Raw genomic sequence first — 16,522 nt, forward strand, 5'->3', positions numbered from 1 at the left:
CCGGCGCCCGCCACCCCGCACGCCCCTCCGTGCGCCCCACGCTCCCCGCCACGGCCCTCCACCCCCGAACCCGCGATCCGGCACGGCCGACCCCCGCTCACCCACCCACCACCGCACCCGCCACCGCGACGCGCCACCCCAACGCCACCCCGAGCGCCACCCCGCCCGTCGACCCACGCGGAGCATCACGCTCCGTTCACACCAATTCGCGACGAACGGTAACGGGGCGCGTGCGTAATGTGATGTGCTGGGAGCGGCCGCCGGACCGTACGCACCAGGAGGCGCCGCAGGCTCGGGGGAGCGAGGGAGGGGCACAAATGAAGTCGGAGCCGATCCGCCGCTGGGAATCGGGCGCGCTGGCGCACGCCGTGTCGGATCCTTTCGGCCAGGGCCCGCTGCCCTGGCTGCGCGGATCCGAGCACTACTTCGACGACACGGGCCGGGTCGTGCCCTGGTACGTCGATCATGCCCCGGCCCCCGGCGCGGCGAACATCCCGGAGCCGCGCACCGGCGGCCCGCGCACCGCCGACGACGTGCACCGCCAGATCAAGGGCTTCACCTCCACCGGCGCCGCCGCCCCGGGCGAGGCGATCGACTTCCACGTCACCGTGGACCCGCCCCAGCAGTTCAGCGTCGACATCTACCGCATCGGGCACTACGGGGGCGACGGCGCCTCGAAGATCACCACCAGCCCGCGCCTCTCCGGCATCGTCCAGCCCGCCCCGCTGACCGCGGACCGCACGGTCTCCTGCCACCACTGGTGGCTCTCCTGGCGGCTACAGATCCCGAGCTACTGGAGCATCGGGGCGTACGTGGCGGTCCTCACCACCGCCGACGGGTACCGCTCGCACGTCCCCTTCACGGTCCGCGACAGCCACCCCGCCGACCTCCTGCTGCTCCTGCCGGACATCACCTGGCAGGCGTACAACCTCTATCCGGAGGACGGCCGCACGGGCGCCAGCCTCTACCACGCCTGGGACGAGCAGGGCGGTCTCCTCGGCGAGAGCGAGGCCGCCGTCACGGTCTCCTTCGACCGGCCGTACGCGGGTGCGGGCCTGCCCCTGCACGTCGGCCACGCCTACGACTTCATCCGCTGGGCCGAGCGGTACGGCTACGACCTGGCGTACGCCGACGCCCGCGACCTGCACGCGGGCCGCATCGACCCCACCCGGTACCGAGGCCTGGTCTTCCCCGGCCACGACGAGTACTGGTCGCCGAGCATGCGCCGCACCGCGGAGCTGGCCCGCGAGCACGGCACCTCCCTGGTCTTCCTCTCCGCCAACACCATGTACTGGCAGGTGGAGCTGGGCCCGTCCGCGTCCGGCGTCGAGGACCGCCTCCTTACCTGCCGCAAGCGCCGCGGCCCAGGACGCCCCGCCCTCTGGCGCGAGCAGGACAAGGCGGAGCAGCAGCTGCTCGGCATCCAGTACGCGGGGCGCGTCCCCGAGCCGCGCCCCCTCGTCGTCCGCAACGCCGACCACTGGCTGTGGGAGGCCACCGGGGCGCACGAGAACGACGAGATCGCGGGCCTGGTCGCCGGCGAGGCCGACCGCTACTTCCCGCGCACCACGCTCCCCCAGCACCAGGGCCGCATCCTGCTCGCCCACTCGCCGTACGAGGACACCGAGGGCGTCACCCGCCACCAGGAGTCGTCGCTCTACCGCGCCCCGTCCGGCGCCCTGGTCTTCGCGTCCGGCACCTTCGCCTGGTCCCCGGCGCTGGACCGCCCCGGCCATGTGGACGCGCGCATCCAGCGCGCCACCGCCAACCTCCTGGACCGCATCTGCAAGCGCGACTGACCCTGTCCGCCGCGCGACCGACCCCGTCCGCCGCGCGGCGGGCAGGACACCGGAGTACGCGCCACCGCACAGCCCCGCTCGACCCATGGCCAAAACCACGCCTCCCATACGGGAGAATCGACCTCACTTGGCCAGAACCACGGGAGGGAACCGTGTCCGGATTCGTAGAAAAGCCCGAGCCCCTTGAGGTGCCGGGCCTGGTCCACCTCCACACCGGCAAGGTGCGCGAGCTGTACCAGAACGAGGCGGGCGAGCTCGTCATGGTCGCCAGCGACCGCCTCTCCGCCTATGACTGGGTGCTGCCCTCGGAGATCCCCGACAAGGGCCGCGTCCTCACCCAGCTCTCCCTGTGGTGGTTCGACCAGCTCGCGGACCTCGTCCCGAACCACGTCATCTCCACGGACGTGCCGCGCGGCGCGCCCGCCGACTGGGAGGGCCGCACCCTCGTCTGCAAGTCCCTCCAGATGGTCCCGGTCGAGTGCGTCGCCCGCGGCTATCTGACGGGCTCGGGCCTCCTGGAGTACAACGCCACCCGTACCGTCTGCGGCCTCGCCCTCCCCGAGGGCCTGGTCGACGGCTCGGAGCTGCCCGCGCCGATCTTCACGCCCGCGGCGAAGGCCGCCGTCGGCGAGCACGACGAGAACGTGTCGTACGAGGACGTGGCCCGCCAGGTCGGCGCGGACACCGCGGCACGGCTGCGCCAGTCGACCCTCGCCGTCTACAGCCGGGCGCGGGACGTAGCGCGCGAGCGCGGCCTGATCCTCGCCGACACGAAGTTCGAGTTCGGCTTCGACGGGGAGGCGCTCATCCTCGGCGACGAGGTCCTGACGCCGGACTCCTCGCGTTTCTGGCCCGCGGACCAGTGGGAGCCGGGCCACGCCCAGCCGTCGTACGACAAGCAGTTCGTGCGGGACTGGCTGACCTCGCCGGCCTCGGGCTGGGACCGCCACGGGGAGCAGCCGCCGCCGGCGCTCCCGCAGGATGTGGTGGACGCCACACGTGGCAAGTACATCGAGGCGTACGAGCGGCTGACAGGCACGTCCTGGTAGCGCACGAGAAAGGCCCCGGTCGAGATGACCGGGGCCTTCCAGCTGGAGCGGACGACCAGGTTCGAACTGGCGACCTCAACCTTGGCAAGGTTGCGCTCTACCAACTGAGCTACGTCCGCGTTGCGCCGAAGCGCGAGACCAACTATACCCAACCTCGCTCGCGTGCGAGACGCACCGCGGCATGCCGATTCTCCGCACCGATCTTGGTGACCGCCGACGAGAGGTAGTTGCGGACGGTTCCCTGGGAGAGCGCGGCGCGCTCGGCGATCTCCGCGACGGGCGCCCCGTCGGCGGCGAGTTCGAGCACCTCGGCCTCGCGGGCGGTCAGCGGCGAGTCCCCGGCGGAGATCGCGTCGGCCGCCAACTCCGGGTCCACGTAACGGTTTCCGGAGTGCACGGTACGGATGATCTCGGCGAGCCGCTGGGCGCTCACGGTCTTCGGCACGAAGCCGCGCACCCCCACCGCGAGGGCCCGCTTGAGATGCCCGGGTCTGCCGTGACTCGTCACGATCATGGTGCGGCACCGGGGGAGTTCGTCCCGCAGCGATGTGGCCACGCTCACACCGTCGGCGCCCGGCATCTGGAGATCGAGCACGGCGACATCGGGCCGGTGGGCCCGCGCCATGGCGAGCGCCTCGGGCCCGGACGCGGCCTCGGCGACCACGACGAGGTCGTCCTCCAGGGCGAGCAGCGCGGCGAGCGCGCCGCGGATGAGGTGCTCGTCGTCGGCGAGCAGGACGCGCAGGCTCACGCGGCCACCCCCTCGCCGCGGCCCCGCTCCCGCTCCCGCTCCGGTGCCGGGTCGTGTGCCGCGGGCGGTGGCAGGGGGATCTCCACGGCGAGCCGGAACAGACCCGCGCCGGATGCGAAGTCCAGCACCCCGTCCACCGCGGCCAAGCGCTCCCGCAGCCCCGCGAGACCGGAGCCCCGCCCTTCCGCTGCGGCCTCCGGCGCCCCGTCGTTCTCCACCACCAGCGTCGCCCGCCCCTCGTCCACCGCCAGCGTGATGTCGCAGCGCCCCGCGTCGCCGTGCCGCAGCACGTTCGTCGCCGCCTCCCGCACGACCCACCCGAGGGCCGACTGCACCGACGCGGGCAGCGCCGCCGCGGACCCCGTCACCCGGCACACGATCCCGGCCGCCTCCAACACGCCCTGGGCCCCCGCGAGTTCCACCGCGAGGTCGACCTCGCGGTACCCCCGTACGACCTCGCGCACCTCCCGCTGCGACTCCTGCGCGATCCGCTGCACCTCGACCATCTGGTCCACCGCCTCGGGCCGCCCCCGGCGTGCGAGCTGCACCGCGAGCTCGCTCTTGAGCGCGATGACCGCGAGATTGCGCCCCATCACGTCGTGCAGGTCCCTGCCGAACCGCAGCCGCTCCTCGGCGACCGCGAGCCGCGCCTCGACCTCGCGGGCCCGGTCGCCCTCCCACATCACGGAGAGCGTCCAGGCGCCGCAGCGCGTGGAGACCAGCGCCAGGACGCCCGCGAAGGCGATGAGGCCGCCGACCACGGCGAGCTGCCCGCCGCGGGCCCCGCCGGCCGCGAAGCCGGCCACGGCCACGGCGTCGACCAGCGCCATCCGGGCCAGGAAGCCCCGGACGGGCACGGAGAAGGCAAGCGCCTGGGCGAACGGCATCGTCACGTACAGGGTGGTGAGGCCCAGCATTCCGTCGTCCACGCCGTCCACGGCCCGGAGGCCGACGGCGAGTCCTAGGGTGCCGCCCATGAGGACGGCGGCTACGGCGAGGTCGCGGCGCGGCAGGGGCGCCCGCCGGAGGTAGTGGTCGATCGACCGGCGCAGGGTGCGGTTGACGTGCACGCACTGCGCGGCGGCAAGGACGATCAGCGACCAGCCCAACAGCTGCGCGGTGAGCTCCGTGCGCAGGCTCAGGCCGAGCGGTACGGAGAGCCAGCTGAGGAAGAAGATCCACGGCATGGCGTGCCACATGGCGAGGCTCTGGAGCTCGACCCTCTCGATCTTGCTGCGCCCGTGCCAGTCGCGCTGCCAGGCCCGCATGCGGTCGATCACGGCGGCTCCTCCCTCAGTGCCGGGGTTCCCAGGGGAACCATCGCCGTACAGCAAACACCGCGAGTACGGTCCAGGCCACCGCGGTGGTGGCGGCGCCCAGGGCGTCCCAGGCGGAGAGGTTCCCGGCCCAGCCGCCGCGGATCAGCTCGATGACGGGCGAGAGCGGGAGCAGCTCGCAGACCGACGCGAGCTTGTCGGGCATGACCTCCAGCGGGATGAAGAGCCCGGAGCCGATCATCGACACGAAGATCAGCGGCATGCTCATGACCTGTGCGGACTCGGTGGTCCTGCTGATGCTGCCGGTGACGGCGGCCAGCGCGGTGAACATCACGAGCCCCGCGGCGACGCCGAGCACGACGAGGTGCGGCGCGCTCGGCGCCCCGGCGTCGAGGAGCACCGCGCAGCCCACGGAGAGCACGAGGCACTGCACGACCCCGATGAGGACCGACGGCAGCGCGGCGCCCGCGAGGATCTCGGGGTCCCGGAGCTCGCCGGTGCGCAGCCGCTTGAGGACGAGCTCCTCGCGGCGGGCGGCGTAGACGGCGGTCAGCGCGGAGTACACGGCGAACAGCAGGGAGAAGCCGAGGGCGCTCGGCAGGACGACGGTACCGACGTCGAGCCCGGTGCCCTTCAGGTCCATGCCCTCGGCCGCCTGCCGCATGCTGAACGGGATCACCAGCGGCACGAACAGCGCCGCGAACAGCATCGCCTTGTTCCGTCCGAACAGCGTCATCTCGGCGCGCGCCAGCGCCCGCATCCGGCGTGCCGGGGTCGTCGTGGTCACCGTGCTCATGCCGCCATCTCCTTGCCGGCGGGGCGCCGCTCGGCGGTCTCGCCCGTCCCGCTCTGCGCGTCCCGCGCGATCCGCAGGAACGCCTCCTCCAGCGTGGCCGCGCGCACGTCGAGCGCGGTCAGCTCGACGCGTGCGTCGCGGGCCCACAACAGCAGTCCGGTGGCGGCCCGTTGCAGCTCTTCGGTGCGCAGCCGGACACGGCGGCCGTCCGTCTCGTGCCCGGTCACGCCGAGTTCCGCGAGCGGCGGCAGGTCGCCCACGAAGTACCCGGCGGGCAGTTCGAAGGAGATGTGGGAGGGCTGCTCGGCCACCACGTCGGCGACGCTTCCCTCGGCGGCGATGCGGCCCTCGTGCAGGATCGCGAGCCGGTCGGCGAGGCTCTCGGCCTCTTCGAGGTAGTGCGTGGTGAGCAGCACCGTCGTGCCGTTGTCGCGCAACTCCCTGACCAGCTGCCAGGTCTCGCGCCGGCCTTCCGCGTCGAGTCCGGTGGTGGGCTCGTCGAGGAAGAGCACCTCGGGCCGGCCGAGGAGTGCCATGGCGAGGTCCAGGCGCCGCTTCTCGCCGCCGGAGAGCTGTTTCACGCGGACCCGGGTGCGCTTGGCGAGCCCGACGAGCTCCAGGGCCTCGCCGACGGGCCGGGCTCCGCTGGTGCAGCCCGCCCACATCCGTGCGGTCTCCGCGACGGTCAACTCCGCCGGGAAGCCGCCCTCCTGGAGCATGACGCCGATCCGCGGGCGCACCGCGCTCCGCTCGGTGTACGGGTCGTGCCCGAGCACCCGCACCCGTCCGGAGGCCGGTGCCGCGAGCCCTTCGAGGAGTTCGACGGTGGACGTCTTGCCGGCGCCGTTGGTGCCGAGCAGCGCGAACAGCTCGCCGCGTCCCACGGCGAAGGAGACTCCCCGTACCGCCTCGAAATCTCCCCCGTACACGCGCCGCAACTCGCTCACGTCGATCACTTGGTCAGTCATGTGTCGAGCGTCTCCCCGCCGGGGAGCCGTCGGCAGTGCGCGCTGTCACCGGCCCGCATGACAAATGTCAGAAGCGTCCGGGGGACGGATGGCAGGGGATACGAAGAAGGCCCCGGTCGATGACCAGGGCCTTCTCACATGGAGCGAACGACGAGGTTCGAACTCGCGACCTCAACCTTGGCAAGGTTGCGCTCTACCAACTGAGCTACGTTCGCATTGCCTCCGATCGGCTTTCACCGACCGGCGCGGGCACCAGCTTACCGCAACCGGTGGACCGGTCGGTGAGCGATGCAGAGCGGGTGACAGGAATTGCACACTGCGCCTTCCCCCTGGAAGGGGGATGTTCTACTACTGAACTACACCCGCAAGACTCCGTGAGGTCCGGCCTTTCGGCCTCGCCCCTCGGCGTGCTCCAGACTTTAGCCGACCAGGAGGGGTGCAGCGCAAGTCGGTGCCGGCGAGGGGCTCCGGACGGCGTGCGGCGCGTGCTCAGTTGGCCGCTTCGAAGGCCTCGTAGACCTTCTTGGGGATGCGGCCGCGGGGCGGGACGTCCATCTGGTGCGAGCGCGCCCAGGCGCGGACCGCCGACGGATCGGGCGAGACCGCCGTGTGCCGGAAGACGGCTCCGGACTTCGACTGCTTGCGGGCTGCCTCCAGGTACGGCGCCAGAGCCGTGCGCAGTTTCTTGGCATTGGTTTGATTGAGGTCGATCTCGTACGACTTGCCGTCAAGACCGAACGCGACCGTTTCCGCCGCTTCCCCGCCGTCGATGTCGTCAAAGAGAGTGACCACGACACGTTGCGCCACGAATATCGGTCCCTTCGCGCGGCTCTACCGCCTTGACATGCGGTGATGCCGACTGCACGGATGTTTTGGGCAAAGTATCGGCTATTGCCAATTCCTTTGTACAGTGCCCGGCATTGTATTGCCGCATTGCGCGGCTAGATCTTTCATGGATTCATCGTGAAGGTTCTCGGTTCGATACCTGTCTGCGCCCCGGAACGTGACCGTCATCTCGTAGGTTGCTACGAATCTACGCGAGTAGAAATTTTGTGCCGGTAGTCTGAAGGAACCTGCTCAGCACCCAGCAAGCAGCACACGCCAGCACCACACACCGGGAGTGCCAGTGGCACGCGTCGTAGTCGACGTCATGCTCAAGCCGGAGATCCTCGACCCCCAGGGCCAGGCGGTGCAGCGTGCACTGCCGCGCCTCGGTTTCCAGGGCATCTCCGACGTACGTCAGGGAAAGCGCTTCGAACTCGAGGTGGACGGGCCCGTGGATGCCGCGGCCCTCGCCCGTATCCACGAGTTGGCGGAAACCTTCCTCGCCAACACCGTGATCGAGGACTTCGTCGTAAAGGTCGAAGAGGCCGAGGCGCAGAAGGCCGAGGAGGCCGCGAAGTGACTGCTCGAATTGGAGTCGTCACTTTCCCGGGAACCCTCGACGACCGCGACACCCAGCGTGCCGTCCGCGTGGCGGGCGCCGAAGCCGTGCCGCTGTGGCACAAGGACAAGGACCTCAAGCAGGTCGACGCCGTGGTGCTGCCCGGCGGCTTCTCCTACGGCGACTATCTGCGGGCCGGCGCCATCTCCCGTTTCTCGCCGGTGATGGAGTCCGTCATCGCGCAGGCGAAGGCCGGCATGCCGGTCCTCGGCATCTGCAACGGCTTCCAGGTGCTCACCGAGACGCACCTCCTGCCCGGCGCGATGCTGCGCAACAACCACCTGCACTTCATCTGCCGCGAGCAGAAGCTGCGCGTGGAGAACGCGGAGACCGCCTGGACCGCCGACTACACGGCGGGGCAGGAGATCCGCATCCCGCTGAAGAACATCGACGGGCAGTACACCGCCGACGAGCGGACGCTGGACATGCTGGAGGCCGAGGGCCGCGTCGCCTTCCGGTACCTGGACGGCAACCCCAACGGCTCGCTCCGCGACATCGCCGGCATCACCAACGAGGCGGGCAACGTCGTCGGCCTCATGCCGCACCCCGAGCACGCCGTGGAGCCGCTGGTCGGGACCGGCCGCACCGACGGCCTCGGATTCTTCACCTCGATCCTGAAGAAGCTGGTCAACGCATGACTCTGGACACCGTCAAGCACGCGGCCGAGACGCCCGACGTCAAGCTGCCCTGGGCCGAGCTGGGCCTGAAGGAGGACGAGTACGAGCGCGTCCGCGAGATCCTCGGCCGCCGCCCGACCGGCGCCGAGCTCGCCATGTACTCCGTCATGTGGTCCGAGCACTGCTCGTACAAGAGCAGCAAGGTCCACCTGAAGCAGTTCGGCGAGAAGGTGCCGGAGAACGACGCCATGCTCGTCGGCATCGGTGAGAACGCCGGTGTCGTCGACGTCGGCCAGGGCTACGCGGTCACCTTCAAGGTCGAGTCCCACAACCACCCGTCGTACGTCGAGCCCTACCAGGGCGCGGCCACCGGCGTCGGCGGCATCGTCCGCGACATCATCGCGATGGGCGCCCGCCCGGTCGCCGTCGTGGACCCGCTGCGCATGGGCGATGCCCAGCACCCCGACACCAAGCGCGTGCTCCCCGGCGTCGTCGCGGGCATCGGCGGCTACGGCAACTGCCTGGGCCTGCCCAACATCGGCGGCGAACTCGTCTTCGACGCCTGCTACCAGGGCAACCCGCTGGTCAACGCCGGTGCCATCGGCGTGATGCGGCACGAGGACATCCACCTCGCGAAGGCGTCGGGCCCCGGCAACAAGGTCATCCTGTACGGCGCCCGCACGGGCGGCGACGGCATCGGCGGCGCCTCGATCCTGGCGAGCGAGACCTTCGACGACACGAAGCCGAGCAAGCGCCCGGCGGTCCAGGTCGGCGACCCCTTCCAGGAGAAGCTCCTCATCGAGTGCACCCTGGAGGCCTTCGCCGAGAAGCTCGTCGTCGGCATCCAGGACCTCGGTGCCGCCGGACTCTCCTGCGCCACCAGCGAATTGGCGTCCAACGGCTCGGGCGGCATGCGCGTCGAGCTCGACGACGTGCCGCTGCGCGACTCCACGCTCACCCCAGAGGAAATCCTCATGAGTGAGTCGCAGGAGCGCATGTGTGCCGTGGTCGAGCCCGACAAGGTCGCGCGCTTCCTGGAGATCTGCGAGAAGTGGGACGTCATCGCCACCGTCGTCGGTGAGGTGACCGACGGCGACCGCCTGGAGATCTTCTGGCACGGCGAGAAGATCGTCGACGTCGACCCGCGCACGGTCGCGCACGACGGCCCGGTCTACGAGCGTCCGTACGCCCGCCCGTCCTGGCAGGACGCCCTCCAGGCCGACGACGCGAACAAGCTGGCCCGCCCGGCGAACGGCGAGGAGCTGCGCGAGCAAGTCCTGAAGCTGGTCGCCGCGCCGAACCAGGCCGCGAAGTCCTGGGTCACCGACCAGTACGACCGCTTCGTGCAGGGCAACACCGTGCTCGCCCAGCCCGAGGACTCCGGGATGATCCGGATCAACGAGGAGACGGGTCTCGGCGTCGCCATCGCCACCGACGGCAACGGCCGGTTCGCGAAGCTCGACCCGTACACGGGCGCGCAGCTCGCGCTCGCCGAGTCGTACCGCAACGTCGCCGCGTCCGGCGCCAAGCCCCTCGCGATCTCGGACTGCCTGAACTTCGGCTCGCCCGAGGACCCGGACGTCATGTGGCAGTTCGCCGAGGCCATCCGCGGCCTCGCGGACGGCTGCCTGGAGCTGGGCACCCCGGTCACCGGCGGCAACGTCTCGCTCTACAACCAGACCGGTGAGGCGGCGATCCACCCGACGCCCGTCGTCGCCGTCCTCGGTGTGATCGACGACGTCGCGCGGCGCACGCCGATGGCGTTCAAGGAAGAGGGCCAGCTCCTCTACCTGCTCGGCGAGACGCACGAGGAGTTCGGCGGTTCGGCCTGGTCGCAGGTGATCCACGGACACCTCGGCGGGCTTCCGCCCAAGGTCGACCTGGCGCGCGAGAAGCTGCTCGCCGAGATCCTGATCTCGGCCTCGCGCGACGGCATGATCGACGCCGCGCACGACCTGTCGGACGGCGGTCTCGTGCAGGCCGTCACCGAGTCGTGCCTGCGCGGCGGCAAGGGCGCGCGGCTCGTCGTCCCCGACGGCCTGGACGCGTTCACGTTCCTCTTCTCCGAGTCGGCGGGACGCGCGGTCGTCTCGGTGCCGCGGAGCGAGGAGCTGCGCTTCACCGACATGTGCGGGGCGCGGGGTCTGCCCGTCCGCCGCATCGGTGTGGTCGACGGTGACGCGGTCGACGTGCAGGGCGAGTTCACGCTGCCGCTGAGCGAGCTGCGCGAGGCCCACGAGCGGACGCTGCCGGAGCTGTTCGCCTGACGGATCGCCCCGTAAGGGGCGCGGTGAACTGCGCGCTCAGCCCAAGGAAAGCCGCAGACGCATCTGCCCAGCATTCGGCAGACGCGTCTGCGGCTTTTCCGTGTTTGCCCGCGCAGTTCACCGCGCCCCTTACGGGGCCCATGGGGGTTGCCAGGAATTACGTACCTACGTAATCTCGTACCCATGAGCCTCGAAGAGCGCGTCGCCGAGCTCGAACGGCGCATGGCGGAGCTGGAGAGCGCGGGCCCGGCCGCGCCCCCCGTGGGAGAGGGCGACTTCTGGGCCCTGGACGCACTGAAGGCGCGGCATCCGGTGACGGAGGACGCGGACGGCGCCGTCCTGTTCACCGGGTCGGTGCGGGTGCCGACGGGGCATCGGTACGACTGGCAGTACGGCCTGCTGACGGAGACGGTGTTCGAGGGCGACTGGACCGAGGCCGCCGAGTCGTTCGCCGCCCTCGGCAACCCCGTGCGGCTGCGGCTGCTGCGGGAGATCCTCGGCGGCCTGCGCACCGCCGCCGAGCTGGCCGCGCTCGACGACGTCGGCACGACCGGCCAGATCTACCACCACCTGCGCCAGCTGACCGGCGCGGGCTGGCTCCACACCACGGAGCGCGGCCGGTACGAGGTCCCGGCGGGGCGGGTGGTGCCGCTGCTCGTGGTGCTCACGGCGGCCAAGCCGGTGACCTGACCGAATCTGTACGACCTTGTGGCTTTACGACCGTACGAGGGGGAAGTGATGTCCGTAGGCCTGCGCAAAAGTGCCGCTGTGGTCCACCGGCTGCTGTGGATCGTGTTCTTCGCCCAATTCGTCGTCCAGCGGTTCACGGAGCTGCCGTACGACTACTGGCTGAGCTGGCTGCCCGCGCTCGCCGCGATCGCCGTCAGCACCACGCTCTCCCGCTCCGCGCGCCGGCGGATCGAGGCGGATCCCCCGGCCCCCGTCGAGGTCGCGCCCCCGGTCACGGGCCGCTGGTCCGCGCTCAACAGCCCCGCCGACAAGGTGCCGAGCCACGGCACGCATCAGCTGGCACAGACGTACGCCATCGACATCACCGCCGAGCCGGAGGACGGCCCCGCACGCCCCGCCCCCGTCTGGTTCTGGCCCCTCGCCCGGCACGGCCGCGCCTACCCCGCCTTCGGTGCGCCGCTGTACGCGGTGGCCGACGCGACCGTCGTGCACGCCGAGGACGCCCAGCGCGACCACCTGAGCCGCAGCTCCCTCCTCGGGGTGCTGTACTTCTGGCTGGTCGAAGGCGTCGGCAGGACGCTCGGCGGGAGCCGCCGCATCATCGGCAACCACGTCGTCCTGGACCTCGGCGAGGGGACGTACGCCCTGTACGCGCACGTCCAGCAGGGCTCCCTCGCGGTCCGGACCGGCGACAAGGTGTCCGTCGGGCAGCGCATCGGCGGCTGCGGCAACTCCGGCAACTCCACCGAGCCGCACGTCCACTTCCAGCTCATGGACGGGCCCGACCCGGAGACCGCGCGAGGCGTGCCGTTCAGGTGGCGGGGGGTCGGCGTGCCCCGCAACCGCGAGACGTTCACCGTGCGGGAAGAGACCGCCCCGGTACCGTGACCTGCATGACTGAGGAGCTGGGGCTGCGCGCGCGCAAGAAGCGGCAGACCGCCGCGCGGATCTGGCAGGTCGCCGTGGACCTCTGCTCCGAGCGCGGCTTCGACCACGTCTCCGTGGCGGAGATCGCCGAGGCCGCCGAGGTGTCGAAGATGACCGTCTTCAACTACTTCGGCACCAAAGAAGACGTGATCGTCGGCCCGATGGAGGAGCACGCGCAGGACCCGGCCCGCGCCGTGCGCGAGCGCCGGCCGGGCGAATCCGCGGTCGCCGCGGTGCGCCGCCAGTTCCTGGCACAGATCCCCGGACACGACCCGTCGATCGGCCTCAGCGGCGACCCGCGCGCCCACAAGGTGCGCCAGCTCATCAAGGAGACACCGACGCTCGCGCACCGCGTGGTCATCTTCCACATGCGCAGCGTCCAGCTCCTCGCCGACGAGCTCGCCGCGGAGACCGGCGACATGCTCCTCGCGCGGGTCGCCGCCGCCCAGCTGATCGGCGCGCGGAACGCGCTCATCATGCAGAACCACGAGCGCACCCTCGCCGGCGATCCCGTCGACGAGATCGCGAAGGAGTGCGCCGAGGCCGCGGAGCGTGTTTTCGGCCAAGTGGAAAAGGGTCTTCAGGGGTACCCCGAAAACACTTAGGCTCGGCCCCATGCCACCGGCCAAGAAGCGCATGCGTTCATACGACTCCGCCAAGACCAGCGCCGCCGTCGTCGCCCAGTTCGGCCATGTGCGCGAGGCGGTCCGCACGCTCACGCCCGAGCAGCTCGCCGGGCCGACCCGGCTCGGCGTCTGGACCGTGCACGACCTCGCGGTCCACATGGCGATGGGCCTCTCCACCGTCCACGAGTACCTCGGTCTCCCGGAGCCGGAGAAGCCCGAAATGTCGCTGGCCGACTGGCCGTTCGTGACGTCCGGCGCCGCCGCCGTGGTCGATGAGGCCACCCGCGCCGGCGCGAAGAGCGTCGGCGCCGGCCTCGACGAGCTGCTCACCCGCACGCTCACCGAGGTCGAGGAGGCATTGAAGTCCTGGGCGACCGTGTCCGACGAGCGCCTGGTGCCGTCCCGCATGGGTGCCATGCCCCTCGGCGAGTTCCTGGTCACCCGCGTCATCGAACTCACCGTCCACACGGACGACTTGAACGACGCGGTGCCCGGCCTCGACGTGCCGCACGACCGCCAGGCCCTGGCCACCTGCGCCCGGGTGCTCGCCGACGCCCTCGCGGTGAAGGCGCCGGGCGCCTCGACCGAGGTGCGGATTCCGCCGTACGCGGTCGTGCAGTGCGTGGAGGGCCCCCGGCACACCCGCGGCACCCCGCCCAACGTCGTCGAGACCGACCCGCTCACCTGGATCCGTCTCGCGACCGGCCGCACCGACTGGGCGACGGCCCTCGACACGGCACAGGTCAGCGCGAGCGGCGAGCGCGCGGACCTGTCGGGGCTGCTGCCGATCATGAGCTGACCCGGCCGGGGCGAGAAGGGAACCGACTCCCCCACTTGTCCCGTCAGATCGGCATGCACACGCAGCGACTGACTCTCACCCTGACCGTGCTGGCCTCCGCCGGGCTGCTGCTCACCGCATGCGGCACCGAGTCGGGGACCGGCTCCGAAGGCGGCTCCGGCGGCCGTTCCGCGGGGAGCTCCGTGGCGAGCGAGGCGGCCCTCACCGGCGTCCGCTGGAACGTCGAGAGCCTCACCCTGGGCGGCAAGAAGCACGACGCGCCGGGGGACGCCTACCTCAGGATCGGCGAGGACGGGCGGGCCGGCGGCAGCTTCGGCTGCAACACGGTCGGCGCCGACGTGACGATCAAGGGCGGGACCGTGGAGTTCGGGCAGCCGCTCACGACGAAGCGGGCCTGCGCGGACGACGGCCGCATGGCGTTCGAGAAGAACGCCCTGCGCGCCCTCGGCAAGGAGAAGTTCACCGCCAAGGTCGCCGGCGACCGCATGACCCTCACCACCGCCAAGGGAGACCGCGTGGCCTTCACCTCGCAGCCCGCCGGGCCCGACGCCCCGCTCACCGGCACCAAGTGGCGGATCGACGCCGTCGGCGACGCCCGGGCCACCGCGTCCCTGCCGAAGGACGTGGCGGACAAGGTCCACCTGACCTTCGGCGAGGACGGCAAGGTCCGCGGCAACCTCGGCTGCAACTCCGTCACCGCCAAGGCCGAGGCGGAGGACGGCCGCATCACCTTCGGCGCCCCGACCACCACCCGGAAGCTGTGTCCGGGCGCGGCGATGACCACGGAACGCAAGCTCCTGAAGCTCTTCGACGGCACGGCGCGCTACGAGGTGGAGCGGGGCACCCTGAAGCTCACCGCCGCCGACGGCACCGTCATCAGGGCGAACGCGGACCGGACGGACGACACCGGGAAGCCGGCGAAGTAACCGCACGACCCCGGTGCCTCAGCCGTACGGCAGCAGCTCCCCGTCCGTCCGCTCCCACGCCACCCGCAACTCGGCCAGGAGCTCCGGCTCGGCCGCGGCCCGGTCGGCCTGCTCACGCGGGTCGGCAGCGAGGTCGAAGAGCTGGTCCGCGCCGCCCTTGCCGCGGTAGTACTTCCACTTCCCGCGGCGCAGCGCCCGCTCCCCGCGCACCCGCCAGAACAGCTCGCGCTCGCCGACGGCCCGCCCCTTCAGGAGGTAGGGCGCGAGGCTCGTCCCGTCCAGCGGGTACGCCGGGTGCGGCCGGGCCCCCGCCACCTCCAGGAGCGTCGCCGTCCAGTCCGGCGTGTACACGGGCTCACCGCTGAGCTGCCCGCCGTCGATCCGCGCAGGCCACCGCACGATGGTCGGCACCCGGATGCCGCCCTCCTTCAGCGAGCCCTTGTTGCCGGACAGCGGCCAGTTGTACGAGAAGCGCTCACCGCCGTTGTCCGAGGCGAAGAACACCAGCGTGTCCCGCTCCTGCCCGGACTTCCGCAGCGCGCGCAGGACTTCGCCCACCGAGCGGTCCAAGTCCTCGACCATCTCCGCGTACTTCTCCAGGGAGCCGCCGTCCTGGTGCCACAGCGCGCCCTTCTCGCCCGCCTTGATCCTCCGCACGATCTCCGCGCTCGCCGCCTCGTCCCCGTCCGCGATCCACGGCCAGTGCGGGGTGGTGAAGTTGAGGTTGAGCAGCCAGGGCTTCTCGCCGTGGTCCCGCCGGACGTATTCCCCGGCACGCTCGGTCAGGACGCGCGTGTAGTACCGCAGGTCCTTGTACTCGGCGTCGCCTTCCCGGACAGCGCCCTCATAGAGGTCGTACTCCCCGCCGAGCCCGAGCTTCGAGTAGTACTCCAGGGCCCCGCCGAAGTTCCCGAAGAACTCGTCCCAGCCGGACTTGGTGGGGGAGTGGTCCGGCAGGTAGCCGCAGTGCCACTTGCCGATCAGCGCGGTCGCGTACCCGGCGTCGCGCAGCAGTGAGGCGAGCGTGGGGTGGGTCGGGTCGAGTCCCACCGACCTGTCGGCGATCGGCTCCGCGAGCCCGCCCTTCGTACGCCCGGGGTAGCGCCCCGTGTACAGGCTGAAGCGGGTCGGCGAGCAGGTCGCGGAGCCGGCGTAGGCGTCCGTGAACCGCACGCCCTGGCGGGCGAGGCGGTCCAGGTGGGGGGTTCTTATGTGCGGCGATCCGTACGAGGAGAGATCGGCCCAGCCGAGGTCGTCGCCGAGGATGAAGAGGATGTTGGGCCGCCGGGAGTACCGCCCGTGCGCGGCGGCGAAGGGGCGTTCGCCGGGAGTTGTGGATGTGGCGGGGGCGCCGGGCGCGGCGTCGGCCCGCGTGGCGGCGCCCGCGGCGCCCACGCCGACGGCGGCGCCCGCCACACCGCCGGTGAAGGAGCGCCGGGACAACCGGGAAGACCGTGATCCATGAGGCTGCATGGATCAGGAGCCTCGCCGCGTTCCGGAACGGGCGTCAACGCGTGACCGCCGCTGTTCACAGAGCTGTCGTCGCAGTTCACAGCGTTGTCGTACGCCTGAAGCACTCGCGTGGC

The 16,522-nt window shown here is 71.3% G+C and carries 16 protein-coding genes and 3 tRNA genes; 10 read left to right on the forward strand and 9 right to left on the reverse strand.

Translation table 11 applies throughout. From position 1 onward, the window contains the following. Positions 1-317: 317 nt before the first annotated feature. The gene (locus tag ACZ4Z4_RS32615; protein ID WP_468335423.1) at positions 318-1,799 is read left to right on the forward strand and encodes a N,N-dimethylformamidase beta subunit family domain-containing protein; all 1,482 of its coding nucleotides are present in this window, start codon (positions 318-320) and stop codon (positions 1,797-1,799) included. A gap of 152 nt (positions 1,800-1,951) precedes the next feature. Continuing rightward, positions 1,952-2,848: a phosphoribosylaminoimidazolesuccinocarboxamide synthase gene (locus ACZ4Z4_RS32620; RefSeq protein WP_468335426.1), complete on the forward strand. Its 897-nt coding sequence runs from the start codon at positions 1,952-1,954 to the stop codon at positions 2,846-2,848. Between the two features lie 43 nt (positions 2,849-2,891). Here ACZ4Z4_RS32620 and ACZ4Z4_RS32625 read toward each other — a convergent pair. The 8 genes from ACZ4Z4_RS32625 to ACZ4Z4_RS32660 form a co-directional block, all read right to left on the reverse strand. Next, a tRNA-Gly gene (locus ACZ4Z4_RS32625) sits at positions 2,892-2,967 on the reverse strand. A gap of 23 nt (positions 2,968-2,990) precedes the next feature. Next, a complete protein-coding gene (locus ACZ4Z4_RS32630; RefSeq protein ID WP_468335430.1) occupies positions 2,991-3,599 on the reverse strand; it encodes a response regulator in 609 nt (202 codons plus the stop codon). Beyond that, positions 3,596-4,879 (reverse strand): sensor histidine kinase, encoded by a 1,284-nt coding sequence (locus ACZ4Z4_RS32635; RefSeq protein WP_468335432.1) that lies wholly within the window; start codon positions 4,877-4,879, stop codon positions 3,596-3,598. The genes ACZ4Z4_RS32630 and ACZ4Z4_RS32635 overlap by 4 nt, the downstream gene beginning before the upstream one ends. A 13-nt stretch (positions 4,880-4,892) precedes the next feature. Then, positions 4,893-5,672: an ABC transporter permease gene (locus ACZ4Z4_RS32640; protein ID WP_468335435.1), complete on the reverse strand. Its 780-nt coding sequence runs from the start codon at positions 5,670-5,672 to the stop codon at positions 4,893-4,895. Next, on the reverse strand, positions 5,669-6,640 hold the full coding sequence (locus tag ACZ4Z4_RS32645; protein ID WP_468335438.1) for an ABC transporter ATP-binding protein: 972 nt from the start codon (positions 6,638-6,640) through the stop codon (positions 5,669-5,671). Before ACZ4Z4_RS32645 ends, ACZ4Z4_RS32640 begins: the two co-directional genes overlap by 4 nt. Positions 6,641-6,779: 139 nt before the next feature. After that, a tRNA-Gly gene (locus ACZ4Z4_RS32650) sits at positions 6,780-6,855 on the reverse strand. Between the two features lie 79 nt (positions 6,856-6,934). Then, positions 6,935-7,006: transfer RNA gene (locus tag ACZ4Z4_RS32655), tRNA-Gly, on the reverse strand. Positions 7,007-7,129: 123 nt separating this feature from the next. After that, the gene (locus tag ACZ4Z4_RS32660) at positions 7,130-7,447 is read right to left on the reverse strand and encodes an Lsr2 family protein (RefSeq protein ID WP_398301551.1); all 318 of its coding nucleotides are present in this window, start codon (positions 7,445-7,447) and stop codon (positions 7,130-7,132) included. 319 nt (positions 7,448-7,766) lie between these two features. Between ACZ4Z4_RS32660 and purS the strand changes: the two genes are divergently transcribed. From purS to ACZ4Z4_RS32700, 8 genes are all read left to right on the forward strand, one after another. After that, entirely contained in the window at positions 7,767-8,045 is a 279-nt protein-coding gene (purS, locus tag ACZ4Z4_RS32665; RefSeq protein WP_468335441.1) for a phosphoribosylformylglycinamidine synthase subunit PurS, read from the forward strand. Beyond that, the gene (gene purQ, locus ACZ4Z4_RS32670) at positions 8,042-8,722 is read left to right on the forward strand and encodes a phosphoribosylformylglycinamidine synthase subunit PurQ (RefSeq protein ID WP_468335444.1); all 681 of its coding nucleotides are present in this window, start codon (positions 8,042-8,044) and stop codon (positions 8,720-8,722) included. The genes purS and purQ overlap by 4 nt, the downstream gene beginning before the upstream one ends. After that, positions 8,719-10,968 (forward strand): phosphoribosylformylglycinamidine synthase subunit PurL, encoded by a 2,250-nt coding sequence (gene purL, locus ACZ4Z4_RS32675; protein WP_468335447.1) that lies wholly within the window; start codon positions 8,719-8,721, stop codon positions 10,966-10,968. The genes purQ and purL overlap by 4 nt, the downstream gene beginning before the upstream one ends. A 183-nt stretch (positions 10,969-11,151) precedes the next feature. Continuing rightward, entirely contained in the window at positions 11,152-11,658 is a 507-nt protein-coding gene (locus ACZ4Z4_RS32680) for an ArsR/SmtB family transcription factor (protein ID WP_468335450.1), read from the forward strand. A gap of 48 nt (positions 11,659-11,706) precedes the next feature. Beyond that, the gene (locus ACZ4Z4_RS32685) at positions 11,707-12,546 is read left to right on the forward strand and encodes a M23 family metallopeptidase (RefSeq protein WP_468335453.1); all 840 of its coding nucleotides are present in this window, start codon (positions 11,707-11,709) and stop codon (positions 12,544-12,546) included. A 5-nt stretch (positions 12,547-12,551) separates the two neighbouring features. Next, on the forward strand, positions 12,552-13,190 hold the full coding sequence (locus ACZ4Z4_RS32690) for a TetR/AcrR family transcriptional regulator (protein WP_468335456.1): 639 nt from the start codon (positions 12,552-12,554) through the stop codon (positions 13,188-13,190). Positions 13,191-13,200: 10 nt separating this feature from the next. Continuing rightward, entirely contained in the window at positions 13,201-14,010 is an 810-nt protein-coding gene (locus tag ACZ4Z4_RS32695) for a maleylpyruvate isomerase family mycothiol-dependent enzyme (protein WP_468335460.1), read from the forward strand. Between the two features lie 35 nt (positions 14,011-14,045). Then, positions 14,046-14,936: an META domain-containing protein gene (locus ACZ4Z4_RS32700; RefSeq protein WP_468335462.1), complete on the forward strand. Its 891-nt coding sequence runs from the start codon at positions 14,046-14,048 to the stop codon at positions 14,934-14,936. An 18-nt stretch (positions 14,937-14,954) separates the two neighbouring features. Here ACZ4Z4_RS32700 and ACZ4Z4_RS32705 read toward each other — a convergent pair whose 3' ends face one another. Beyond that, positions 14,955-16,409: a sulfatase family protein gene (locus ACZ4Z4_RS32705; RefSeq protein ID WP_468335465.1), complete on the reverse strand. Its 1,455-nt coding sequence runs from the start codon at positions 16,407-16,409 to the stop codon at positions 14,955-14,957. Positions 16,410-16,522: the final 113 nt, after the last annotated feature.

The sequence above is a fragment of the Streptomyces sp. NPDC030245 genome, from assembly GCF_055572995.1.